The following is a 25165-nucleotide window of genomic DNA, read 5'->3' as shown; positions in this document are numbered from 1 at the left end:
TGCCGTACGAACCGTCGTTCTTCAGGAACACCTGCTTGTTCGCCCAGTCGTGACGGTATTCCACCTTGACCGTGATCTGCTGGGTCGGGTAGAACAACAGGTCGAGCGAAACGTCCTGACGGGTGGCGCCCTTGCACTCGAAGCCGAGGCCACCGTTCGCCTTCGAATTGGCGAGGCAGTCCGCGCCGATGCCGAAGCCGTCAGCCGTGTCCATGCCGTTCGCGTTCAGCGCGATGCCGCCGCCGCCGCCACCGTTCTTGCTGTCGACGAGCACGTCATAACGCACCGTCGCGCCCATACGGCCCACCATCGGCAGACTGAACTTGCGGTGCGCGAGCAGCGAGAGGCCGTACCACTGCGCCTGGCCACCGTTGAACGCGCCGTTCTGCTGCTGGCCGTAGTCGAGTTCGGCGTTGTACTGCACGTCGGCGAGGGTGTAGGTCAGGTCGGCTTCGCCGAAGAAGAACGTACCGCCTGCGCTAGGCGAGTTGCCGCCTACGCCGTAAGAGACCGTGCCGGTGGCCGGATTGATTGCGCTAGCCAGCGTCTGACGCCCGATATTGAACGAACCGCCGATATCCAGTGCGCTCGACCACGTGTAGTCGGTACGCGCGGTGAACGTCGGGATCTTGTTGCTGGTCGTGATCGGATCGCCCAGCGCGTTGGTGCCGATCTGCGTCGTCGCGCCGTACGTGCGGTACTGCTCGTTGCCGAGGAAGAACTTCCACGCCCAGTTGCCCGACGTGTAGTTCGCACCGGCCCCGATGTAGCTGCCCGGATCCGAGAAGTCATACAGCAGGTTGTGCGTGAGCGTGAGCATCTGGTTCGACTGCTGCACTTCGTAGCCGCCGAAGCTCGGAATCAAACCGGCCACGAACGTCGTGGTCGCCGTGATCGGCACATTGACGACCGCCGTGTTCAGGATGTTGTTGCCGATGCTGCCATGCTCGTTCGTCAGCAGCGTAATACCGTTGCCGCGGTTCGGCATCAGGGTGATTTCGGCCGACGGCGCCATCGGGCCGACACCGAAGGTCTTCTTGATGTCGAGGTAGAGATCGCCGAACGTGCTGTTGAAGTAGTTGTAGCTGCTTTCGTGGTTCGCGAACAGGAACGACGAACTGCTTTGCGCGCGGTTATAGATGTAGGTCGGATCGATATAGCCCGTCACCGACAGGCCCGCGATCGGCCCCGTGTTCGCCGCGTCCACCAACGAATCGACCTTCAACTGCTGATTGGCGATCTGCTGCTTCATCGAATCGACCTGATCGTTGGTCAGCGTCGCTTGCGCCTTGCCGTAATCCGGCGAGGAAATGTCGACCGGCGCGGCAACCACTGCCGGGGCAGGGGCCGCCGTCGCCGCAGCCGCCGCTTTAGGCTTGCTGGCGACTTCCGAGCGCAACTGCTTCACCTCCTTTTGCAGCGCGTTGAGCTGGGCCTGGAGCGCCTTGATCTGGTCGCTGGTGGCATCTGCCATGGCAAAGCCTGGCAAACTCCCCGCCACCAACAGACAGATGAGCTTCTTTCTCATGCAAATTCTCCTTATTGGTCGTATTGCAAAAGGACTTCTTATGCGCTTGCCGTATCGAGCGATTTCCGTACGGCGGCTTGTTGTGGTGCTAATGGCAAGGGGTCGGCGGCTTCGGCGAGTGCGAAAGCCATTTGCATATCGCGGTTACGCTTGCGTTCACGCACCTGCATCCAGCGGTTGACGGCGATCACACCGATCGTCACCGTGGTGATGAAGATAGTGGCGAGCGCATTCATTTCCGGATTCAAACCGAGACGCACACGCGAGAACACGACGAGCGGCAGCGTGGTGGAGCCCGGACCCGACAGGAACGCGGATAGCACGAGGTCGTCGAAAGACAGCGTGAACGACAGCAGCCAGCCGGACATCAGTGCCTGCGAGATCAGCGGCAGCGTGATCAGGAAGAACACCTTGAGAGGCGTGGCGCCGAGATCGAGCGCGGCCTCTTCGAGCGACTTATTGAGCTCCTTCACCCGCGATTGCACGATGATCGCCACGTACGAGACGCACAGCATCACGTGACCGATCCAGATCGTGAAGAGACCACGGCCCTTCGGCCAGCCGAGCATCTGTTCGAGCGCGACGAACAGCAACAGCAGCGAGATGCCCTGAATCACTTCAGGAATCACGAGCGGCGCGTTGACCATGCCGGCGAACAGCGTGAAGCCGCGAAAGCGTCCGAAGCGGGCGAGCACAAAGCCTGCCCATGTACCGATCACGACGGATGCGCATGCGGTCAACAGACCGATCTTCAGTGACAACCACGCTGCACTGAGCAGTTCGCCGTCTTGCAGCAGCGCGCCATACCACTTGAGCGAGAAGCCGGACCAGACCGTGACGAGCTTCGACTCGTTGAACGAATACACCACCAGGCTGATGATCGGGATATACAGAAACAGAAATCCGAACGTCAGCACGCTATTGGAAAGCGTTCTATTAGGCTTGATCATTTCGCACCTTCCAGTTCCTTGACCTGGTAGTACTGGAACACGGCCATCGGCACGAGCAGCAGTAGAACCATCGCGACGGTGACAGCGGATGCCATCGGCCAGTCCATATCGTTGAAGAATTCATCCCACATCACGCGGCCGATCATCAGCGTGTCGGCGCCGCCAAGCAGTTCAGGAATCACGTACTCGCCCACCGCCGGAATGAACACCAGCAGACTGCCGGCGATAATGCCGTTCTTCGACAGCGGCAAGGTGATACGCGTGAACGCCGTCCACGGTTTGCAACCGAGGTCGTAGGCCGCTTCGAGCAGTGTCAGATCCATCTTCACCAGGTGGGCATACAGCGGCATCACCATGAACGGCAAGTACGAATAAACCATGCCGATATAGACGCCAATATCTGTGTGGTAGAGGCGCAACGGCGAATGAATCATGCCGATTGCCATCAGCGTGTGATTGAGCAGGCCGTCGTCCTTCAGAATGCCGATCCACGCGTAGACGCGAATCAGGAACGACGTCCAGAACGGCAGCATCACGCCCATCATCAGCAGGTTGCGCTTGGTGGGCTCCGAGCGGGCGATATAGTACGCAATCGGATAGCCGATCAGCAGGCAGAAGAAGGTCGAGACCCCGGCCATCTTCAGCGAGCTGATATACGTCGCGACGTACAGATCGTCTTGCAGCAGGAACGCGTAGTGACTGAGTTGCATCGCGAAGTGCACCATGCCGTCCTTGACCGTCACGAGATCCGTGTACGGCGGAATGCCAAGGCGCAGATCGGCGAAGCTGATTTTCAGCACCAGCACGAACGGCAACGCGAAGAACACGAAGAGCCATAGGAACGGCACGCCGATTACGGTCGTGCGGCCCGACGGCACCAGTACCGAGAGGCGTTTTTTCAGCGAGCCGAGCAATCGGCTGCCGGACGGCGCGCCGAGCGCCGCGGGGGAGGAGGTAGTGGGATTGCTCATTGCGTCAGCACCACGCCGCTAGCCGGCGACCAGTAGACGAACACGTCGTCGTTATAGGAAGGGGCACCTTCGCTCATCAGGTGCGAGCTGGAGAGATTCGATACGACCGTCTTGCCGCTTGGCAGGCGCACGTGATACAGCGAATAGCTGCCCATGTACGCGACGTCCGAGACCACGCCGCGCGCCCAGTTGTGCGGCGTGGAGGGTTTGTCGAGCGAGACCTTCACGCGTTCCGGGCGCACCGAGATGCCCACCGGCATGCCGAGCGGGCCGGTAATGCCGTGGCTCACGTAGATGCGCGATTCGAGGTCTTCGCTTTCGACGAAGATATGGTCCGGTTCGTCCGCGACCACGGTGCCTTCGAACAGGTTGGTCGAGCCGATGAACTCCGCCGAGAAGCGGCTATTCGGAAACTCGTACACCTGGCTGGGCGAGCCGATCTGCACGATGCGGCCTTCGCTCATAACAGCGAGGCGCCCGGCCATCGTCATGGCTTCTTCCTGATCGTGGGTGACCATCACGCAGGTCACGTCAACTTTCTCGATGATGTTCACAAGCTCGAGCTGGGTCTTCTGGCGGATCTTTTTATCGAGCGCCGACATCGGTTCGTCGAGCAGCAGCAGCTTGGGGCGCTTGACGAGCGAGCGGGCCAGCGCCACACGCTGCTGCTGTCCACCGGACAACTGATGCGGCTTGCGTTGCGCGTATTTGCTCATCTGCACGAGATGGAGCGCGTCGGCAACACGTTCCTTGATCTCGTTCTTCGGCGTGCCTTCCTGCTTGAGGCCGAAGGCGATATTCGCTTCCACGCTCATGTGCGGGAACAGCGCATACGACTGGAACATCATGTTGACCGGCCGCTTGTACGGCGGCATCGCGGCGAGATCTTCGCCGTCGACGAAAATGCGCCCGGAGGTGACCGACTCGAGCCCTGCGAGCATGCGCAGCAGCGTGGATTTACCGCAGCCGGAGCTGCCGAGCAGTGCGAACAGTTCGTTCTTCGCAATGCTCAGATTGACGTTGTCGACAGCGGTGCTGTCGCCGAATTTCTTCACGACATTTTCGATGCGAACGAATTCGTCCGATTTCGATTTTGTCGTCGGGGCGGGGCGGGCCATCTGGGTGGCGCCGGCTACGCTATTTAATGTCGTCGAGTTCATGATGTAACCATTCCTTGCGGATCGCGAGCGCAAGTGTCTCCATACGAGCCGCTGGGAGCGGCTCGCAAGATGCGCTGCGATCGGAAAACATGGGACTGCGCGCGGGCAGATGGGATCCTGAAAACGCGCAGGCTGACTACCGTTACTGCTATTCATGCGCTCAGGGTTCGAGCGATCCCTGAGCGCGGAATCGATTCTTTTTAGTTTGGCTTAATCAATGGCCGGTTTTAAGCTGCGCCCAAAGACGGTTTTCAAGGCGCAGAATGTCGGTGGGCATCGGCTTCATGAGCGTCATCTTGCTCAACACTTCGTCGCCCGGATAAACGGTCGTATCCTGTGCGACGCCCGGCGTGACGAACTGGCGCGCGGCCTTGTTCGCGGTCGGGTAGAACACTTCATTTGTGATCGCAGCGTTGACTTTCGGGTCTTCGATGTAATTGATCCACTTCAGCGCGGCTTCCGGATGCGGTGCGTCTTTCGGAATCACCATCACGTCGAACCACAGCAGACCGCCTTCCTTGACGTTCGAGAATTTCACCTGATACGAACGCTTGGCTTCAGCGGTCCGGCGGCTGGCGATGCCTACGTCGCCTGACCATGCAACCGCGACGCACACGTCGTTGTTGGCGAGGTCGTTGATGTAGCCGGAAGAATTGAATTGGGTGATATACGGGCGGACTTTCTTCAGCACTTCAAAGGCGGCCTGATAATCGGCGGGGTTCGTGCTGTTCGGATCCTTATGCATGTATTGCAGCGTGGCGGCGAACACGTCGACAGCCTGATCGAGGAACGACACGCCGCAGCCTTTCAGCTTCGACAAATTGGCCGGGTCGAACACGAGTGCCCAGCTATCGACCGGCGCATTCGCACCGAGTGCCTTCTGCACGGCCTGCACGTTGTAGCCGATACCGTCGGTGCCGTAGGCCCAAGGCACCCCGTACTGGTTGCCCGGATCGGCGTCCGAGATCATCTTCATCAGCACAGGGTCGAGGTTCGTGAGGTTCGGCAGCTTCGACTTGTCGAGCTTCTGATACACGCCGGCCTGAATCTGCTTGGCCATGTAGTTCGACGTCGGGACCACGATATCGTAACCGGAGCTGCCCGCGAGCAGTTTGGCCTGCAACGTATCGTCGCTATCGTAGTTGTCGTACTTGACGTGGATGCTGCTCTGCTTCTCGAAGTTCGGAATCGTGTCCTTCGCGATGTAGTCCGACCAGTTGTAGACATTCAGTTCCGTGTCGGCCGCAAGGGCCGGCGTAACCGACAACGCCGCAAAACCCGTGAAGGCGAGAAGCGCGGCCCCCGCGACCGCATGACGAAGATGACAAACGCTCATGGTTTTTTCCCTTGATGTGAAGAACCGGCATGAGCATGTATCGTGGGTGTGCCCATGCCGGAACGAACTGCCGTTACGAAATTCCAAGTTGTTGTGCAGTCGCGTCGATGGCTTTCTTGGCCTTCGAAACGATTTCGTCGATTTCCAGCTTGTTGATCACGAGCGGCGGCGAGAGCAGCATCCGGTCGCCGGTGGCGCGCATGATCAGGTTGCCGTTGAAGCAGAAGTCACGGCAGATCGTGCCGACGTCACCGCCATTGGCGAAGCGCTTGCGAGCTTTCGGGTCTTCCGCGAGTTGCAGGCCGGCCACCAGACCCGCGCCGGATATTTCACCGATGATCGGGTGATTGGCGAAGGTGTCGCGTAACTTCTTCTGGAAGTACGGACCCGTGTCGGTCTTGACGCGTTCGACGATCTTCTCGTCGCGCAGCAGCTTCAGATTGGCGAGCGCCACCGCCGCGGCCACCGGGTGGCCGGAGTAGGTGAGGCCGTGATTGAAGTCGCCGTGCTCGATGATTGCCTTGGCCACCCGATCATGCAGGCCGACCGCGCCCATCGGCACATAGCCGCTCGTCAGGCCCTTGGCCAGCGTGATCAGATCGGGCTCGAAACCGAAGTGCTGATGCGCGAACCATTCGCCGGTCCGGCCGAAGCCGCCGATCACTTCGTCGGCGACCAGCAGGATGTCGTACTTGCGGCAAATGCGCTGGATTTCCGGCCAGTAGGTCGAGGCCGGGAAGATCACGCCGCCCGCGCCCTGGAAAGGCTCACCGATAAACGCGGCGACATTGTCCGCGCCGATTTCGAGGATCTTCGCTTCGAGTTGTTGCGCACGGGCCAGCGCGAATTCTTCCGGCGTCAGATTACCTTCTGCTTCACCGAAGAAATACGGCTGGTCGATATGAACGATGTTCTCGACCTTCGAGGGCATCTGGTCATGCATGTAGCCCATGCCGCCCAGCGTGCCGCCGGCGATCGTCGAACCGTGATAGCCGTTCTTGCGCGAGATGACGAACTTCTTCGAATGCTTGCCTTGCGTCGCCCAGTATTGATGGACGATGCGCAGCACGGTGTCGTTGCCTTCCGAACCGCTGTTGCAATAGAAGAAGTGATTGAACGGTTCCGGCGCCAGCTCCGCGAGCAAGGCCGACAGTTCGATCACCGGCGGGTGCGTCGTCTTGAAGAAGGTGTTGTAGAAAGGCAGTTCCTGCATCTGCCGGTACGCGGCGTCAGCCAGTTCCTTGCGGCCATAACCGACGTTCACGCACCACAAACCGGCCATGCCGTCGATGATCTTGTTGCCTTCCGAATCCCACAGATACACGCCTTGGGCTTTGACGATCACGCGGCTACCGGCGCGATTGAGCGAACCCATGTCCGAGAACGGATGGATGTGGTGTGCCGCGTCGAGCGCGCGGTATTCGGCGGTGCCGCGTTGTTGCGTGGCTTGTGCGGTGGCGCTGGGTTGTGCCGGTTGCACGTAAGCGACTTCTTCTGTTCTGTAGCTCATACTGCCTCCAATTTTTTCGCGTTTGCGGGCGACGTCATGAATCAAGACCCTGAATCCGGTCTTAAACGTGCAGCAGCAAATGCCGGCGTTCCCACGAGCTGATCACGCGGAAAAATGCTTCATATTCGGTTTCTTTCAGTGCCAGGTAGGCTTTGACGAATTTCTCGCCGAGAATCTCGGCCATCGGTTCGCACGCGCCCATCAGCGTCAGCCCCTCTTCCAGATTGCGCGGCAACTGGTAGGGCAGTTCGTAACCGTCGCTGAGCAGCGGCTCGGTCGGCTCCAGATTTTGCGTCATGCCAAGATACCCGGCAGCCAGCGTTGCTGCGATCGCCAGATACGGATTGCAGTCCACGCCCGGGATGCGGTTCTCGATACGGCGCGCAGCCGGCCCCGAATGCGGAATCCGGAAACCCACCGTGCGGTTGTCGTAACCCCATGCCACATTGATCGGCGCAGCCATGAAACGCGACAGGCGGCGATACGAGTTGATGTACGGCGCGAAGATTGGCATCAGCGCCGGCGTGTATTTCTGCAGGCCCGCGATATAGCCGGTGAACATTGACGTTGGCTTGCCGTCCGGACCGGTGAACAGGTTCTGGCCGGTTTCTTCGTCCACGAGGCTCTGGTGCATGTGCATCGCCGAGCCCGGTTCGCCTTCCATCGGCTTGGCCATGAAGGTCGCGTACATCTTGTGACGCAGCGCGGCTTCACGCACCGTGCGCTTGAACAGGAACACGCTGTCGGCGAGCTTCAGCGGATCGCCGTGCATGAAGTTGATTTCCATCTGCGCGGCGCCGACTTCGTGAATCAGCGTGTCGACTTCCAGTTCCTGCACTTCGCAGTATTCATAGATGTCTTCGAACAGCGGATCGAATTCGTTGACCGCTTCGATCGAATATGCCTGACGTCCGGTCTCGGGACGGCCCGTACGACCGATAGGCGGTTGCAGCGGCAGATCGGGGTCCTTGTTCATGTCGACCAGGTAGAACTCGAGCTCGGGCGCGATAACCGGCTTCCACCCCTTGGCCTTGTAGAGTTCGAGTACGCGGCGCAGCACACGGCGCGGCGAGATCGCGACGGGCGTGCCGTCGAAGTGAACGCAATCGTGAATGACCTGGGCGGTCGGATCGACGGCCCACGGAATCATGCGGATGGTGCTGGCGTCAGGAACGCATACCATGTCCGGGTCGGTGACGCCGGTGAGCGTGCCGTCTTCCGGATAGTCCCCTGTGACGGTCTGGATCATCACCGCCTGCGGCAAGCGCATGGACTCGCCGGATTCGAATTTGCTGCGCGGAATGATCTTGCCGCGTGCGATCCCGGCCATATCCGGAATGATCGCTTCGATTTCGGTGACGCGGTTCTGCTTCAGGAAGTCGTCGATTTCATGCATGGTTATTCTCTCAGTTTTGGTGCGCGACCGGCTCAGGCATGCGTGGCGGCGGCGGATGCCGCGCCATAGCCGGCCTTGGTGCGCATTCGATCGCGGCAGGCGTCGCCGAAGGCACGAAAGATCGCGGTGGAAAGCGCGTCGCTGGCATGCTTCCATTCCGGGTGCCACTGCACACCCAGCGCGAAGGCACGCGCATCTTTCACACTCACCGCTTCGATCAATCCGTCCGGCGCGGTGGCTTCAGCCACCAGACCCACGCCCAACCGCTCGACGCCCTGACCGTGCAATGAATTCACACGCGCTTCATTCGTGCCGCCCGCGAGGCGCTGCAACAAGCCGCCCTGCGTCAGCGTGATCGAATGCGACGGTGCGTACTGCACGTCGAGGTCGTCTTCCTTGTTCTCGCGATGGTCGTTCAAGCCGGCCACCGCGTGAACGCTTTGATGCAACGTCCCGCCGAACACCACGTTCATTTCCTGGAAGCCCCGGCATACCGCCAGCACCGGCACGCCTGCGGCGATCGCCGCGCGTAGAAGCGGCAGCGTCGTCGCATCGCGTGCGGCGTCGTGCAGCGTGCCCGGCGCGCTGGGATGACCACCGTAGCGGTGCGGCTCGACATTCGAATAGCTGCCGGTAAACATTAAGCCGTCGACGGCGTCCAGCACGTCCTCGGTGGACTGACGCTCGCCGAGCGCCGGCAACAACATGGCCAGCGCCTGCGAGCCGTCCACGATCGCGGCGATGTACTTTTCGCCGGTGACGTGCGATGGGTGGACTCCCATCATCGTTCTGTCGGCGCTGATGCCGACCAGGGGTTTGTTTCGCATAACAGGTAGACGTGTGTGTTCTCCGCGGGACGCGGCATGAACAACGTTAAACACAGCGCGGCACAATTCCGCAACCGGACGCAGGGCGTCAGGCCACCGGGTAGTGCTGGCGGTCGTCGTCAACGGAACGCGCCGCGCGTGATAGTCAGGGTGGCCGTTCGATTCGATCCGCTGCGGTGCGCAACTGATCTGATCCGCATGAAGTGCGTAGGCGGCAGACGGCGCCGCACATACACGAACGCATGACTCAAGAGAGCGCGCGCTCACGCAAACGGACAAATCGAACGGCAAAAAACGGGGGGAGGCGCTACGGCAGCAGCGAGGCGACTTCGTCCGTGCGCACGGCAATGAAGGCGCGCGCGGAGATGGAGTTGTGACGTCGAACTGAACGGCGGGACAGGATCGTGAAGACGGACAGAAAGCGGCGGAACGCAAGGCTGCCGTTGCTGCCGTCGGCGATGGCGCCGTCAGCGCGAGGACAACTCGCCTGACTTCGATTCCATCTCACCAAAGGGCCTCGGACTCTCACGATTACACTCGACTAGCGGCGTTGAAAGTATTGAACGCTTGCTCGAAAAACGCACAGGGCGTTTAAAGAAACATCACGCTGGGTTGATCGACTCTGACCGATGCGAACTGGGTTCGCTGCATCAAAAACACACTTTCGTGTTTCGTGACGTCGGCATGACGATCGCCTGAGAACCATCGTATACGAGCCAATAATGCCGTCAAATCATTTTTATAAAAGATTTATCAGGGCTTTCCCGGGGGTGTCGCTAGAATCCCTGCCCGTGGGAACATTCGTTGCGCACGTCATATTTCGGAATCCTTTCAGGGTTTTCCCCAGCGGCGCAACGATTAAAGTGATTAGAATATTCAACACTCGCGGGCACAGGTTGCCCGAGCCCACGCGCCCAGATCGTTTCCCATGTCAGAGAACCTAGCGATGTCCATAGAAGTAGCGACCCGCCTGCAGTACATCCGTAAGAAGAATGGCCTGTCCCAGCGTGAACTGGCCAAACGGGCGGGGGTGACCAACGGCACGATCTCGTTGATTGAACAGAACCGGGTGAGTCCGTCAGTTGGGTCACTGAAGAAACTGCTCGAATGCATACCGATGAGTCTCGCCGAGTTCTTCACCTTTGAAGTCGAGGTGGAACGCTCGGTCGTGTCGCGCCGCGCCGACATGCCGAATCTCGGCAATGAGTCGATCGAGTTCTATCTCGCGGGCTCCAGTGTGAAAGACCGCAACATGGGCATTCTGCGCGAGGTCTATCAGCCTCTGTCGGATACGGGGCCGGAAATGCTGGAGCACGAGGGGCACGAGGGTGGGGTGGTAGTCAGCGGTCAGATCGAACTGACGGTGGACGGCGTCACGTGGCTGCTCGACCCAGGGGACAGCTACTACTTCGAAAGCCGTCTACCGCATCGTTTTCGCAATCCCAGCGCGGAGCATCTCTGCGAGATCGTGTCGGCCAATTCGCCGCCCACGTTCTAAAGACTCCGCGCCAACGCGCCGCGACGCAGTTCCAAGCCGCCTGAAGTCGATGCCGGCGTGCGTCGAGCGCATAACATTGAGGCATCCTGATGGACAAGAAATCTCTCGCTTTCTGGCAAGACAAAGCCGCTACGCTTTCGATCGAAGGCCGTGCGTTTATCGACGGCGAGTACCGTGACGCCGCAGGCGGCCGCACCTTCGACTGCCTGAGCCCGATCGACGGCAAGTTGCTCGTCAAGGTTGCCGACAGCGGCGCGGCGGATGTCGACGCCGCCGTGGCAGCCGCACGCCGCGCGTTCGATTCCGGCGTGTGGTCCGGCCTCAATCCACGCAAGCGCAAGGCGATTCTCCTGCGCTGGGCTGCGTCGATCCGCGAGCACATGGACGAACTCGCGCTACTGGAAACGCTGGACGCAGGCAAGCCGATCGCCGACACCACCTCGGTGGATGTGCCTGGCGCGGCCTATTGCGTCGAGTGGTTCGCTGAAGCGATCGACAAGGTCGGCGGCGAAGTCGCGCCGGCCGATCATCATCTGGTGGGCCTCGTGACGCGCGAGCCGATCGGCGTGGTCGCCGCGGTGGTGCCGTGGAATTTCCCGATCCTGATGGCGTCGTGGAAGTTCGGCCCGGCGCTCGCCGCGGGTAACAGCGTCGTGCTCAAGCCTTCGGAGAAGTCGCCGCTCACCGCGATTCGGCTCGCGCAGCTCGCGCTGGACGCGGGCATCCCCGCCGGTGTGTTCAACGTGGTGCCGGGCGCGGGCGAACCGGGCAAACTGCTGGCGCTGCATCAGGACGTGGACTGCCTCGCCTTCACCGGCTCGACCAACGTCGGCAAGCTGATCATGCAATACGCCGGCCAGTCGAACCTGAAGCGCGTCTGGCTCGAACTCGGCGGCAAGTCGCCGAACATCGTGATGCCCGATTGCCCCGACCTCGACCGTGCAGCCAATGCGGCGGCCGGCGCGATCTTCTACAACATGGGCGAAATGTGCACCGCCGGTTCGCGCCTGCTCGTGCATCGCGACATCAAGGACGTGTTCCTCGACAAGCTGATCGCCGCCGCACGCAGCTACACGCCGGGCAACCCGCTCGATCCGCAAACCTCGATGGGCGCGATCGTCGATAACGTGCAACTCGAACGCGTGCTCGGTTATATCGAAGCGGGCCGCGCCGAAGCGAAGCTGCTGCTGGGTGGGTCGCGCGTCAAGCAGGAGACCGGCGGCTTCTATATCGAACCGACCATCTTCGAGATCCCGGCTTCCGGCGCGAAGGTTGCGCGCGAGGAAATCTTTGGGCCGGTGTTGTCGGTGATTACGTTCGACACGGTTGAAGAAGCGATCAAGATCGCTAACGATAGCGAATACGGTCTTGCCGCTGCCGTGTGGACCTCGAACCTGACCACCGCGCACGAAGTGTCGCGCAAGCTGCGTGCCGGTACGGTTTGGGTCAATTGCTACGACGAAGGCGGGGACATGAACTTCCCGTTCGGCGGCTACAAGCAATCGGGCAACGGCCGCGACAAGTCGTTGCACGCGTTGGAGAAGTACACCGAGCTGAAGTCCACGCTCGTTCGGCTGCGCTAAAGGATTCGCAAGCCAGCGCGGCGGCGTGCCTCATAGGCGCCGCTGCGTTCCCAATGAATCCGAGGCCGGACGTCGCACGCATCACCTGGAAGCCCCGCGTGCGGCTCCGGCATGTTTATCAGGTATCAGGTCATCCATGACTGAACTCGTTTATGGCGACGGCGCGATCCGTCGTTCGTCGCTCTATGGCTCGTCGATCGAAAACACCTATGCGGGTGTGTTGTCGTTCATGCGCCGCAAATACACTCGCGAACTCGACGGTGTCGACGTCGTGGTTTCCGGCGTGCCGCTCGATCTGGCCACCACGTTCCGCTCAGGCGCGCGTCTTGGCCCCGCGGCGGTGCGCGCGGCGAGCGTGCAGTTGTCGGAGTTGCATCCCTATCCGTGGGGCTTCAATCCGTTCGACGATCTCGCAGTGACGGACTACGGCGACTGCTGGTTCGACGCGCACAATCCCATGACGATCAAGGAGTCGATCGTCGACCATGCACGCACGATCCTGCGCTCGGATGCGAAGATGCTGACGCTCGGCGGCGATCACTACATTACGTATCCGCTGCTGATTGCGCATGCGGAGAAGTATGGCAAGCCGCTCTCGCTGATCCATTTCGACGCCCACTGCGATACCTGGGCCGACGACAGCCCGGACAGCCTGAATCACGGCTCGATGTTTTACAAGGCGGTGAAAGACGGGTTGATCGATCCGAAGACCTCGGTTCAGGTCGGCATTCGCACGTGGAACGATGATTTCATGGGGATCAATATCCTCGACGCCGCATGGGTCCACGAACACGGCACGCGGGCGGCGGTAGAGCGGATCACGTCGATTGTCGGCGAGCGGCCCGCGTATCTGACCTTCGATATCGACTGTCTCGATCCGGCGTTCGCGCCAGGCACGGGTACGCCGGTGGCGGGCGGTTTGTCGTCGGCACAGGGGCTGGCCATAGTGCGTGGGCTCGGTGCGTTGAATCTGGTGGGCGCGGATGTGGTGGAAGTGGCGCCCGCTTATGACCAGAGCGAGATCACGGCGATTGCCGCCGCGCATATTGCGTGCGATCTGTTGTGTCTTTGGCGGCAGAGGAAAGTGGCTGAACGCTAGGCGCTTCAATCGGCTAAAAACATAACCGGCTTGAAACACAGCCGGCTAGGTCCAGGCTCAGCCCATCGACGACGATCGATCGGGTTGACGCCGGCCTTCGCGTAAGCCGAGCGTGTAGGCAACGAGCGCGCCGCTCATGATCGCCAGTTGCCACATCAGCATATCGCTGCCGCGCGCTTTCATGGCGAAACCGGCGATGAGCGGCCCCACAATCGAACTTGCAGTGAAGGTGAGCGACACGAGCCGCATGTTGCGCGTGAGCGCGGCCTTGTCGCTGCATGCCGCCGCGACCATGCCGAGTGTGATGTACGCGCTGTTCATGCCGCCGAGCAGCAACGCGCTCGCGTCAGCGAGCCATGAGGCGGGCGCGGCAAGCGCGAAACCGCAGATGGCCAGCGTGCTGAGCGCGGCGCAGACGATCACCGTGGCGGCCAGGCCCGCGCGATCGGCGAACCAGCCGACCGGAAATTGCAGCGCCATGCCGCCGATACCGAATAGCGTGAGTAGTGTGGCCGTCTGTGTGGTGCTGAGGCCGTGGGCGTCGGCAAAGAGCGGGAAAAGGCCGTAGAGCGCGCCATCGCCGATGCCGCCTGCCGCGACGACCACCATGCCGAGGCTGACCAATGGGCCGATCGGGGCGCTTTTTTGAGCACGGGTTTTTGGCGCAGGCCGTGCTGCTTTAACAGCAGTGCGCCGATCGTCCGACGCGGTCAGCCACAGTGGAAGGGCCGCCGCAAACGTGAAGGCCGCGCCGGCTGCGAACGTGATGCGTCCGTCGACTGCGCACCACACCGCCAATGCCGGGCCAATTACGCCTGCGGTGGCAATCAGCGCTTCGTGCACGCCCACCACACGTCCGCTCGACTCAGGCGGCACGAGCCGGTAGAGCCACGTTTCATTAGCGATCCAGCGCAAACCGATGCCGAGCCCGGTCAACAGGCCGGGCACGAGCCACAACGGCCACCACAGCGCGTTCATCGTGGCGAACGCAACAACCGTGGCGGCGAGACCCAGCGATACCGTGCGCTTCGCGCCGATACGCTCCACCAGCCACGGCGCGAGCAACAGGCCGGCCAGCATGCCGGTCCATTGCGAAGCGGAGAAGAGGCCGGCGCGCGGTGCGTCGAGACCGTGATGAGCCAACCACACGGGCAGCACCATGAAGCCGATGCCGAACTGGCCGATCTGCGAGAGCGCCGAGACCGCGGTCAACGCGGCGATCGCCGGCCAGCGCACCGGCGCGGCGGCATTCATGTGCTGCTCCGCGCGGGCATGGGCAGACCCTGTTCGCGGCATTCGACCGGGCAGCCGGCTTTCAGGCAGGGACCGTCGTCGCAGAGGCGGCATAGTTGCATGGCGTGCGCTGGATCGCGGGTCTCATTCCACAGGATCTTGATCAGCAGGCTTTCGAGCACGTCGCGTTCGCGCTCGTCGAGCTGCCCGACGATGCGTTGGAGCATCCGGTCGCGTGCCGTTTGGAGGCGCTTGGCTTCGCGCTTGCCGGACGCGGTCAAGGCGAGCGCGACGGAACGTTTATCCGTGCCGGATTTCTTCTCGACGAGACCCGCCTCCACCAGACCCGCAACGGCGCGGACCGCGGCCGGATGCGAAAGATCGACCGCCTCGCGCAATACTTCAATGGATGAATCGGGATATTGACCGACCGCGTTGAGCATGGCGCGGGCAGTGGGGCCCGCGAGCGCTGCCACGGCAGGCTGCGCGTTCATCTCGTCCGTGACTAGCAGGGCGAGCACGCCAAGCAGGTTCTCTGTGCGCTGCGTCATAGGGGCACCTCAATGTGTGCAACATGCATATATGCATGTTGCACACATTGAGGGTGATGCGCAAGCGGTTTTTAATGCGGCCCCATGGTGTTCGAGGCGTGGGTTCAAGCGCCTGCGGTTCCCATCGTCATTTCGCCAATCTCGCCCGCACGGTGTACTCGCCCTCGTCGACTTCGTCTTCTAGCATATGGGCCATCGCCGTCTCGAAGTCGGGCGGCAGCGGCTCGACCGGATAACCGCGTTTTTCCCACGCGTCAAGGCCGCCCTTGAGCGCTTTGACGTGATGGATATTCTTTCGATGCAGCTGATTGACGATCCGCTTGGCCGTCGCTTCGTTAGGACAGACGCAGTAGACGACAATCGGCCGCTTCAGCAACTCGGGACGCAGCGGCTCCGGCGAATCGAGATCCAGCAACTGCGCGCCCGCAATCCGGTGCGATTCTTTCGCGCGTATGCTGCGTGGCCGCGCATCGAGGATCAGCGGCGGCTCATTGGATTTCATCAATTCGTCGAGTTGCTCCGGCGAGATGCGTACATGCGCGAGCCAGCGGCGAAACTGCCAACGGCGCACCCAGCGATACAGAAGCGCGGCAATGAAAATCGCCGCGAACGCGTCGAAAATCGTGCCGCCGTTATGGCGCACGAGCAGAACGAGCTGCACGATCTGATCGTGAAGCGCCGCGCCACCGATCACCCATACGCTGGCCCACAGCGCCGCGCCGACAAAATCCCACAGCAGAAACACGCCGACGTTGATTGGCGTGGTGCCGAGCAGCGGCGCCGAGATCAGACCGAGGCCGGGCAGGAACTTCGCGACGGTGAGAATCGGCGCGCCGTACCGTTCATAGGTATTGCGTGCGACGCGCACGGTGGTGTCGAGCGACAGCGAGAAGCGCACCAGATGATTCAGCAACCGCCGGCCGTACGTCCGTCCCGTGAAAAACCATAGCGAGTCTGCAATCAGCGTGGCGCAGACGGCGGCGCCAATGACGCTGGCGTAAGAGGTCTGTCCCATGGCGGCCATGGTTCCGCCGAGGATCAGCATCGGCGCCGCTGGAATTGGCAGGCCGAGTTGAGTGACGAGCACGCTCATGAATACGGCCCACACGCCCAGCGAGGGTGGAATAGCAACCGGAAAATGCCACACAACCACGCTCCTCTTGATGCTATGAAGGGATTTGAAACAGTCGGCGCCCGGTCCACCCAGCCTGCCCAGCCTGCCCAGCCGACGTGCGTTGCGAACATGTCACGCATGGCCGGTTCCTGCCGGACGGTGGGAGAGCGCACCGCTCGTTCAGCCATCCGGTACAAACGCAGCAGCACGAAGTGCGGATTTAAGCACAGGTTTGTGAAAGGGCGCTGCGGGGAGGGCCGAAAGCCTGCAAAGATTCAAGGGGGCGGGACGGCTACGCGCGCCGCGCTGCCTCCGTGCAGCCTGTCCTTGTCGCTGCTCAGCGCAGCGCGCAAGCGCGGCACCGCGAAGTCGATGAAGCTGCGCGTTTTCAGCGGCAATGGCCCTTGTCCCGCGTGCATCAGGCTGACCGGTATCGGTTCGGGTTCGAAGTCCCGTAGCACCAGTTGCAGCTTGCCTTCTTCGACGGCCCGCGCGGCCTGGTATGAGAGCACGTGCGTGAGGCCGACGCCTGCGATAGCCGCGTCGATGGCGGCTTCCACGGTATTGACGGACAGGCGCGGACGGATCGGCACGGCTTGCTGTTTCGCGCCACGCGGCGCGAAGGTCCAGATCGGCCCGGACGGCAACGAGTCGGCAATCACGCAAGCGAAGCGGGCGAGATCGGCGGGCGTGTCCGGCTTGCCGGCTTGCGCGAGGTAACGCGGACTGGCGCAGACCACCCGGCCCACCGTGCCGACCTGGGTCGCGACCATGCTGCTGTCGGGCAGTTTGCCGATGCGCAACGCAACGTCGATATGTTCGTCGAGCAGATGCAGCGTACGGTCAGCAAGCACCAGACGCACGGCGATTTCGGGGAACGTCGCGAGGAAGTCGTTGATGATGGGCAGCAGATGCAGGCGTCCGAACACCATCGGCGCCGTGACGACGAGTTCGCCGCGCGGCGTGCTGTACTCGCCTGCGGCCGCGCTTTCGGCTTCGCTCACCTGTTCGAGGATCTGCTTGCAGGCGGCGAGGTAGGCCGCGCCTGCGTCGGTCAAGGTCAGCTTGCGCGTGGAGCGCACCAGCAGTCGCGCGTTCAGATGCGCTTCGAGCTCCGCGACTTTACGGCTGACGGTGGGCAGCGGCGTGCCCAGTTTGCGGCTCGCGGCCGAAAAACTGCCGGTTTCCGCCGCGGCCACCAGAATTGACATTGCCTCCAGGCGATCCATGGACCCTCTCGGTCTGCGAGAACTGATCCATTGAAAATACAGCATTACGTGTGCTTCTGGAAGGCGGGTTACGGGTATCCGCATACCGCATGCCGTGTTCCGCAGCACGGTTGCTACAATCGTCGTGCACATACAGATACAACGGAGACACCCCATGGCAACCCTTCAACCGATCAGCCGCTACCCCGTGCCCGAGCCGGGCGAATGGCCGGATGACATCCGCGCCCGCATCCTCGAAGTGCAGGAGAAAGCCGGTTTTGTCCCGAACGTGTTCTTGACACTGGCGCATCGACCGGATGAATTCCGCGCGTTTTTTGCGTACCACGACGCGTTGATGCTGAAGGAGGGCGGCTTAACCAAAGGTGAGCGCGAGATGATCGTCGTCGCCACGAGCGCGGTGAATCAGTGCCTGTATTGTGTGGTCGCGCACGGCGCGATTCTGCGCATTTACGAAAAGGCGCCGTTGCTTGCGGATCAGGTGGCCGTCAATCATCGCAAGGCGGATATCACGGCGCGCCAGAAGGCGATGCTCGACTTCGCGCTGAAGGTCTGCCGCGAATCCGGCACGGTCGACGATGCCGATTTCCAGACGCTGCGCGAGCATGGCTTTTCGGATGAAGACGTGTGGGACATCGCGGCTATCACGGCATTTTTCGGTTTGTCGAACCGGATGGCCAACGTCATTTCAATGCGCCCGAACGACGAGTTCTACCTGATGGGGCGTGTGCCGAAAGCGGCGGCGGACGCGCCGCGGAAATAGTTCATGCACCCGCCGGCTCGGAGCGAATTGCGGGCGTGCTGACGGCCTTGTCGTCGATCGGGAAGTGCAGCATCGCGGCAATGAGTCCGGAGACGACCGTGGCTTCCCACAGCAGCGAATAGGAGCCGGTCAGATCGAACACCAATCCGCCTAGCCACGCGCCGAGAAACGAGCCGATCTGGTGGCTCAGAAAGCAGACCCCAAAGAGGCTGCCGAGGTGCCGTGTGCCGAACACTTTTGCCACGACTCCGCTCGTGAGTGGGACGGTCCCGAGCCAGGTCAGACCCATCATGGCCGCGAAGATGACGACCGACGTGGAGCTCTTCGGCAGCAGAAAGAAGGCGCCGATCGTCACGCTTCGAATCAGATAAAGCCAGCCGAGCACATGGTGCTGCCGGAACCGGCCGCCGAGCCAGCCGCATCCCCAACTGCCCGCCATGTTGAACAGGCCGATCAGCGCGAGCGCCGTGGCGCCCAGCCCGATAGGCATATGACAGAGCGTGAGATATTCAGGCAGATGGGTGGAGATGAACGCGAGTTGAAATCCACAGGTAAAGAAGCCGAGTGTCAGGAGTCGATAGCCGCGATGCCGGACCGCTTGAGCCAGTACCTTGCGAAGCGGCACAGCGGGTGGCTCCTGGACCTGCGTGCCGACACTCGCGCGCCGGTCGAGCACCATGCCGAGCGGCGCGATCAGCAGCATCAGGAAGGCCAGCGCGAAAAGCGAGGCGGCGATGCCCGAGCTGAGCCGGATACTCTGCACGAGCGGGATCAGTAGCACCTGTCCTGCCGAGCCGCCCGCGCTGACAAGACCCATCGCCATGCTGCGTTTTTCCGGGGAAGCGATGCGGCCGACCGCCGGCAACACCACGCCGAACGTCGTGCAACTGACACCGATGCCGACCAGCAGACCCATGCCGACGATCAGCATCGGGCCCGACGGTGCGACCGCCGCGACGCCCAGGCCCGCTGCGAATGTCGTCCCGCCGAACGCGACTACCGGCGCCGAACCATAGCGGTCCGCGGCGGCACCCGCGAATGGTTGCGCGAAGCCCCACACCAGGTTGTGCAGCGCGATGGCGAAAGCGATCAGCGTGACGGGCAGGCCGCGGTCGAATGAGAACGGCCCGATGAAGAGGCCGAAGGTCTGCCGGATGCCCATTGCGGCGCTCAGAATCAGCGCGCCGGCGATGATCACGAGCGTCGTTTGACTCAACGGGAAGGCGAGGCGTTTGTTACTTGTCGTGGACATGGTTCTGATCTCCTTCGACACCATGGTCGCAGCGAGCGTCAGAAGCGGCAAAAGAAAAGATTTTGACGACAGGTGAGTGCGGCTCACCTGTTCAGGTTGAGTGCTTGGTTCAGTGCCTGGCGCGGTGCAATCCCGCGGCGTCGCCATCAGATGGATTGGCGAACGGCTCAGCCTCGCTGAGCAGCCACTGTTTGAAGTCGAGCAGTTCCGGACGATGCGCCGCGCTATCCGCGTTTTGTGCGCTCACCAGCCAATAAGCCGTGGAGGAGGCGATCGTTTGTGGAGAGGCTTCGACGAGAGCACCGCTCGCGAGGTCGCGGTCCACCAGCGGCCGCCTGCCGAGCGCGACGCCGAGGCCCATGCTCGCGGCTTCGAAAGCGAGCTGGATCGTGTCGACGCGCAACCCATCGTTCAAGTCGATACCATCGATGGGGACCCCGTCTGTGGCGACCCCGTCGATCGCGACCCGGTCGATGGCGACCCCGTCGATCGCGACCCGGTCGAACCACGCCTGCCAGTCCTCGCTTGCCGAGTTCACGTGAATGAGCGTCGCGTGGCGCAGATCGACTTTGCCGTGCTCGTCGCGCAGCGTGTCTACGTAAGCGGGGCTGCACACCGGCACCAGGCGTTCGCCGAACAGACGCGTCCAGGCGGTTCCCGCGACCGGGGCGCGGCTCAGGCGAATGGCGAAATCGAAACCGTCCACGGGAAAGCCGACCTGACGGTGCGATGTATCGACCGTAACGTTCGCATTCGGCCAGCGCGAGCGAAAGGCGGCGAGGCGCGGTAGCAGCCAACGCGAGGCTAGCGTGGGCGCGCAACTCAGCGCGATCGGGCGATTCGTGCGGTGGTTCGGCAGGCGTTGCGTGCCGATCGCGATCAGCGAAAAGGCTTCGGATACGTACGATAGATAATCGGCGCCCGCTGCCGTGAGCGAAATGCCGCGCGGCTCGCGCACGAACAGTTCGACGCCGAGCGACTGCTCCAAGCCAACGATCCCGTGACTAATCGCGCTCGGCGTGACGTTCAGTTCCGCGGCGGCGAGCTTGAAACTCTGATGCCTGCCGGCCGCCTCGAAGAAGCGAAGCGCTGGCAGGGGTGGCAGACGAAGCGGCATGGTGCATCCCCAAGGTCGGCGTGGCGGGCGCCGTGACGGTGCAATAGCGCGCCGGCGCGCGCATGCTGTTTCGCGAAAGGATACCTTGCAATGCGGTTTCGATCGTTGTCCGCGGGTTGTTCACGGGATGTCCATGTTTCGGCCACGCGTTGCTAACGGCTTGTCCGCGTCTCGTCCACATGCGGAACGGAGGCGTTCGAATGCCGTCGCGACGGGCTGCAAAAAAATTCACCGGCGTTGTCGATTTGCCGGCACGCCGTTCGTCGTGGCTGTATAGGGGCGAAAATGTGCTCGTGCTCGTGCTCGCGGTTGCGGTTGCGACGCGTGCCGCTATCGCGCCCCTTATCCTTTTTACCGCAAGAGGAGGTGGCTGATGACCGAAGCAGACCCATCCACACAAACGCTGAAACCGGCCCGGCTGCTGGCCGACTCGCCTCGCCGGTTTCCGCGCGAGAGCGCTGAATATCGCAGCGCGCGCAACGACCTGCTGGCTGAGGAAATCGAGTTGCGCCGTCATATCGAACGCGTGGCCGTACAGCGTCGCGCGCTGCCGCCTGGCGGCGTCGTACCGCAGGACTATCGCTTCGAGGGTGAAGCTGGCCCGGTAACGCTTTCGGAAATGTTCGGCGCGCACGACACCCTCGTCACCTACAACTGGATGTTCGGCCCGCAGCGCGCGCGGCCCTGCTCGATGTGCACCTCGCTCCTGAGCGCGTACGACGGTGAGATGCCCGACATATTGCAGCGCGTCGCATTTGCCGTGATCGGCCGCTCGCCGATCGACAAGCTGGTGGCATTCAAGAAAGAGCGCGGCTGGCGGCATCTGCGGTTGTATTCCTCGGGCGGCAACACCTTCAACCGCGACTATGCCGCCGAAAATCCGGACGGCGACGATCAGCCTGCCTTCAACGTATTCACGCGTTCAGGCGGCACGGTGCGGCACTTCTGGGCCGATGAAATGGGGCCGTCGACAGCGGACCCAGGTCAGGATCCGCGCGGCGCACCCGACGTGATGCCGATCTGGACGGTGCTCGACATGACGCCCGGCGGCCGTGCGAGCGACTGGTATCCGAAGCTGGAATATGGTGCTGTGCCGGGTTAGTCGTGCCGTGTCATGCACGTGTGTTTTGAGCGCGGGTTTTGCACGTGTCGTGCTGATTCGCGCGAGGCACGAGGATGAGAGTACCTACGTCGCTACGACGTGACCCTGCCCGAGCGCAGCCTGCAAATAGGTCGGGACGGCGCTCGCCCGCATCGGTCTGCCGAACAGATAGCCTTGTACCGCGCGAGCGCCCAGCGCCTTGACAACGTCGGCTTGCGACGACGTTTCGAGTGAGGGCAGACGATGCACATAGCTGAGGCTCGAATAACCGGTGCCGAAATCGTCGAGCGAGACGCGGCAGCCGGCTTGCTTGATCATCGTGAGTGAGCTGCGAGCCTGCTCGAAATCGCGCGTGACCGCGGTTTCCGTGACCTCGAAGTGGACATGATGCGCGGGCACGCCGCTGTCCAGCACAATATCGACCAGGCGGCGAGCGCGCGGCGAAGTCGAAATATCGATCGCGGAGAGATTGAACGACAGGTAAAGGTCGGACGGCCAGCGCGATACTTCCTCGAGCGCTTTGCGCAGCAGCACTTCAGTGACGCGCAGAATCAGTTCGGTACGCTCGGCAATCCGGATGAATTCCTCCGGCCTGACCGCGCCTAGCCGCTCATTGTGCCATCGCCCGAGCGCCTCCATGCCGATGATGCGTTGTGTGAGCACGTCGTAAATCGGCTGAAACTCGAGGAACAGTTCGGACTCCAGGTCCGCATGGCGGAGTTCCTGGGCGACGAGACTCGAGCGCCGGATCCGCGTCTCATGTTCCGTCGAAAAGATCACCGGCGTGCCGCGGCGGCCTTCCTTGCCGACGTACAAGGCCGCGTCGGCGCGTTCGAAAACCTGCTGGACTGTCGTGCCAGCATCCGGAAACGCTGCCCAGCCGATCGTTCCTGTCAGTTCGGCGACATTGCCGGCCACCCGATACGGCTGGCTGAGCGCCTCGCAGATTCGCTCACCCAAGTCGACGAGCGTCTCGTTCGCCAGTTTGTGCTGGGCCAGCACGCCGAATTCGTCACCGCCCAGGCGTGCGAAGAAGATGCCCGGCTCGGCGAGCGCCAGCAGTCGCACGCCGACTTCCTGCAGCACGAGATCGCCGCTTGCATGTCCATAGATATCGTTGACCTGTTTGAAGCCGTCGAGATCGATCAACCCGACATTGAAGCCGCCACCGATTCCGCGTGCCTGTTCCGATAGCGCACGCAGCGAGGCGAAGAAGCTGCGCCGGTTGGGCAGGTCGGTCAGGCTGTCGATGCTCGCGAGCCGGAAGTTGTCGTCGCTGAGTCTTTGCGTTTTCTGCTGGCTCGCCTGCAATTCGCGCTGCGCGTGCACTACGCCGGCGAAAGTCCGGTAGTACAGTTCGATGATGAAGGCGAGTGCGATACCGACTAGCGTCATGTCGATGGCCATCGCGATGAAAACTGAAGAGTGCGTGTAAACCAGAAACGTCGCAAAGCTTAGGATGACGATCGAAAGCAGAAGCAGGGCGGCCGCCCGCAGATGCATCAGGCAGAACACGCAACCGACCAACGTCGTCGCCATGTAAAACGCGACTTGTGCCTGCTCATAGGTGGAGCCGTAGGGAAACAGCAGGATCGACCAAATGCTGAAGGCGCCGCCGAGGATGCCCGTGAGCCGGATCACCTTGCGCAGTTCGGGTACGGCCTTATCGTGTGTCAGAACCCGGTGCCGGACGCGCCACCAGCGCACACAACGGATGATGCACAGCGTGCAGAGCACCCCCGGGGAGTAGATGGACAACCATGCGGGCGCCGGTCCCAGATGCGTGACAGCCACGGCCATCGTGTTCACGATCAGGATGAAATAGAGCAGCGGTATCTGGCAGCCGAATGCCTGGAGTTGCGAGCGCACGAGCTCAGGGTCGCCTTCCGCGACCGACAGCGCTTCCCTCAATCTGGCTAACCGAACCATTCCCGTCCTTGTAACATTTGCGTCGCATTCGCAGATTGGTATATCGGCAGCGTCGGTGAGACCTTGAGGACGTTTTCAGTGGAAATCCGGCGCGCGCGTTGAGCGAGCGGTAAATACGCCCGGCGAGCGAGTCGGCTATGAGTCATTTGTGCCGCGTCGGCGTGCACGAAATCTGCTGATCCTCGACGTCGGGGCGTGGCCGGATTCGCCGTGCCGACCCGCGTTGCGCAGGCGGTATCGGTGGCCGCCGCGGTGGCGCAAGACCATACGCGAGCGTCGCGTATGTTGCAATCTGGAGAATTTTCATTGTTTTATTCTTTCCGGATTATTAATTGCTGAGCGCGGCGCGGTGCTGAATGCCGAATCTTTGCGATCCACCATAACATAGTAAAAAAGCGTGGCTGGAACCAGTTTGCCGCCGCTAAAGCACTGAAATTGCAACGGATTGTGATATGCCGCGGGCAGGCGTAAAGCGGGAGAAATGCGTAAGCGCGCGATTCTTATAGCACTTTGGGACAAAAAAACGTCAAATTGCCGCTGGGCGGGCGATACAAGGCTTACATCCAAGGTTTGCGCGAATATGCGCCTATGCGTTAGTGTGTCGGTCCCGGCGCAACAGATGTGGCGCCGGTTCCATGATTACCATACGGGAAGTGCTATGAACAAACAGGAACTGATTGATGCAGTCGCCGCAGCGACGGGCGAAAGCAAAGCGGCCACCGGCCAAACCATCGACGCTATCGTCGAAGCGGTGACCAAAGCCGTGGTGGGTGGTGATACGGTGCAACTGGTCGGTTTCGGTTCTTTCTCGACCGGCGCGCGCGCAGCACGCGTGGGTCGCAATCCGTCGACCGGTGCCGAGATCCAGATCGCGGCCGCCAAGACGGTGAAGTTCACCGCCGGCAAGGCTTTCAAGGAAGCCGTCAACGCGTCGTAATGCAACGCGCCTCGCGCCGGAGTATCCACGCGCATTGCTGTAGCGCGCGGCGCCCGATGCATCGGGTGTGAGGAATCACGCGC

The 25165-nt window shown here is 61.8% G+C and carries 22 protein-coding genes; 6 read left to right on the top strand and 16 right to left on the bottom strand.

Going from position 1 to position 25165, the window contains the following annotated elements; all coding sequences use genetic code 11:
* From GNZ13_RS38110 to GNZ13_RS38070, 9 genes are all read right to left on the bottom strand, one after another.
* Positions 1-1528, bottom strand: a 1528-nt coding sequence (locus GNZ13_RS38110; protein WP_172174653.1) for a DUF3138 family protein, incomplete at its 3' end; no start/stop codon positions are given.
* Positions 1529-1566: 38 nt separating this feature from the next.
* Positions 1567-2478 (bottom strand): ABC transporter permease subunit, encoded by a 912-nt coding sequence (locus GNZ13_RS38105; protein WP_172174650.1) that lies wholly within the window; start codon positions 2476-2478, stop codon positions 1567-1569.
* On the bottom strand, positions 2475-3449 hold the full coding sequence (locus GNZ13_RS38100; protein WP_172174647.1) for an ABC transporter permease subunit: 975 nt from the start codon (positions 3447-3449) through the stop codon (positions 2475-2477). Before GNZ13_RS38100 ends, GNZ13_RS38105 begins: the two co-directional genes overlap by 4 nt.
* Positions 3446-4567 (bottom strand): ABC transporter ATP-binding protein, encoded by a 1122-nt coding sequence (locus GNZ13_RS38095; protein ID WP_154565624.1) that lies wholly within the window; start codon positions 4565-4567, stop codon positions 3446-3448. The genes GNZ13_RS38100 and GNZ13_RS38095 overlap by 4 nt, the downstream gene beginning before the upstream one ends.
* Positions 4568-4823: 256 nt before the next feature.
* On the bottom strand, positions 4824-5945 hold the full coding sequence (locus tag GNZ13_RS38090) for a polyamine ABC transporter substrate-binding protein (RefSeq protein ID WP_172174644.1): 1122 nt from the start codon (positions 5943-5945) through the stop codon (positions 4824-4826).
* Between the two features lie 73 nt (positions 5946-6018).
* Entirely contained in the window at positions 6019-7455 is a 1437-nt protein-coding gene (locus tag GNZ13_RS38085; RefSeq protein ID WP_172174641.1) for an aspartate aminotransferase family protein, read from the bottom strand.
* 61 nt (positions 7456-7516) lie between these two features.
* Positions 7517-8851, bottom strand: a complete 1335-nt coding sequence (locus tag GNZ13_RS38080) for a glutamine synthetase family protein (protein ID WP_172174638.1) — start codon at positions 8849-8851, stop codon at positions 7517-7519.
* Between the two features lie 32 nt (positions 8852-8883).
* Complete coding sequence (locus GNZ13_RS38075; protein ID WP_172174635.1) at positions 8884-9678, bottom strand: gamma-glutamyl-gamma-aminobutyrate hydrolase family protein; 795 nt, start codon at positions 9676-9678, stop codon at positions 8884-8886.
* Positions 9679-9985: 307 nt separating this feature from the next.
* Positions 9986-10189, bottom strand: coding sequence for a hypothetical protein (locus tag GNZ13_RS38070; protein ID WP_035516723.1), 204 nt, complete (start codon positions 10187-10189; stop codon positions 9986-9988).
* A gap of 435 nt (positions 10190-10624) precedes the next feature.
* Between GNZ13_RS38070 and GNZ13_RS38065 the strand changes: the two genes are divergently transcribed.
* From GNZ13_RS38065 to speB, 3 genes are all read left to right on the top strand, one after another.
* Positions 10625-11176, top strand: coding sequence for a cupin domain-containing protein (locus GNZ13_RS38065; protein WP_054042828.1), 552 nt, complete (start codon positions 10625-10627; stop codon positions 11174-11176).
* Between the two features lie 89 nt (positions 11177-11265).
* Complete coding sequence (locus tag GNZ13_RS38060) at positions 11266-12759, top strand: aldehyde dehydrogenase (RefSeq protein ID WP_172174632.1); 1494 nt, start codon at positions 11266-11268, stop codon at positions 12757-12759.
* Between the two features lie 136 nt (positions 12760-12895).
* Positions 12896-13858 carry an agmatinase gene (gene speB / locus GNZ13_RS38055; RefSeq protein WP_172174629.1) on the top strand — a complete coding sequence of 321 codons (963 nt, stop codon included), beginning with the start codon at positions 12896-12898 and terminating at the stop codon, positions 13856-13858.
* Positions 13859-13915: 57 nt separating this feature from the next.
* On the opposite strand, the gene GNZ13_RS38050 is transcribed toward speB, so the two are convergent.
* From GNZ13_RS38050 to GNZ13_RS38035, 4 genes are all read right to left on the bottom strand, one after another.
* A complete protein-coding gene (locus GNZ13_RS38050) occupies positions 13916-15112 on the bottom strand; it encodes an MFS transporter (protein ID WP_172174626.1) in 1197 nt (398 codons plus the stop codon).
* Positions 15109-15642: a MarR family winged helix-turn-helix transcriptional regulator gene (locus GNZ13_RS38045; RefSeq protein ID WP_172174623.1), complete on the bottom strand. Its 534-nt coding sequence runs from the start codon at positions 15640-15642 to the stop codon at positions 15109-15111. The genes GNZ13_RS38050 and GNZ13_RS38045 overlap by 4 nt, the downstream gene beginning before the upstream one ends.
* A 127-nt stretch (positions 15643-15769) precedes the next feature.
* A complete protein-coding gene (locus GNZ13_RS38040; RefSeq protein ID WP_172174620.1) occupies positions 15770-16789 on the bottom strand; it encodes a VTT domain-containing protein in 1020 nt (339 codons plus the stop codon).
* A 242-nt stretch (positions 16790-17031) separates the two neighbouring features.
* Positions 17032-17985 (bottom strand): LysR family transcriptional regulator, encoded by a 954-nt coding sequence (locus GNZ13_RS38035; protein ID WP_172174617.1) that lies wholly within the window; start codon positions 17983-17985, stop codon positions 17032-17034.
* A 154-nt stretch (positions 17986-18139) separates the two neighbouring features.
* Here GNZ13_RS38035 and GNZ13_RS38030 point away from each other — a divergent pair, with 154 nt between their 5' ends.
* Complete coding sequence (locus GNZ13_RS38030) at positions 18140-18745, top strand: peroxidase-related enzyme (protein ID WP_172174614.1); 606 nt, start codon at positions 18140-18142, stop codon at positions 18743-18745.
* Between the two features lies 1 nt (position 18746).
* Here the strand turns inward: GNZ13_RS38030 and GNZ13_RS38025 are convergent, their stop codons facing one another.
* Both GNZ13_RS38025 and GNZ13_RS38020 read right to left on the bottom strand, forming a co-directional pair.
* Complete coding sequence (locus GNZ13_RS38025) at positions 18747-19997, bottom strand: MFS transporter (RefSeq protein ID WP_172174611.1); 1251 nt, start codon at positions 19995-19997, stop codon at positions 18747-18749.
* A gap of 109 nt (positions 19998-20106) precedes the next feature.
* A complete protein-coding gene (locus GNZ13_RS38020) occupies positions 20107-21114 on the bottom strand; it encodes a LysR substrate-binding domain-containing protein (protein WP_172174608.1) in 1008 nt (335 codons plus the stop codon).
* A gap of 373 nt (positions 21115-21487) precedes the next feature.
* On the opposite strand from GNZ13_RS38020, the gene GNZ13_RS38015 reads away from it, so the two are divergent.
* Positions 21488-22216, top strand: a complete 729-nt coding sequence (locus GNZ13_RS38015; protein ID WP_172174605.1) for a DUF899 family protein — start codon at positions 21488-21490, stop codon at positions 22214-22216.
* A gap of 84 nt (positions 22217-22300) precedes the next feature.
* Here GNZ13_RS38015 and GNZ13_RS38010 read toward each other — a convergent pair whose 3' ends face one another.
* Entirely contained in the window at positions 22301-24145 is a 1845-nt protein-coding gene (locus tag GNZ13_RS38010; protein WP_172174602.1) for a putative bifunctional diguanylate cyclase/phosphodiesterase, read from the bottom strand.
* Positions 24146-24803: 658 nt separating this feature from the next.
* On the opposite strand from GNZ13_RS38010, the gene GNZ13_RS38005 reads away from it, so the two are divergent.
* Positions 24804-25082: an HU family DNA-binding protein gene (locus tag GNZ13_RS38005; protein WP_006049832.1), complete on the top strand. Its 279-nt coding sequence runs from the start codon at positions 24804-24806 to the stop codon at positions 25080-25082.
* Positions 25083-25165 lie beyond the last annotated feature (83 nt).

It is taken from the genome of Paraburkholderia elongata (assembly GCF_013177735.1).
Classification (GTDB): domain Bacteria; phylum Pseudomonadota; class Gammaproteobacteria; order Burkholderiales; family Burkholderiaceae; genus Paraburkholderia; species Paraburkholderia elongata.
The sequence above is the reverse complement of the archived record's forward strand: the minus strand, read 5'-3'. Positions and strand labels throughout refer to the sequence as shown.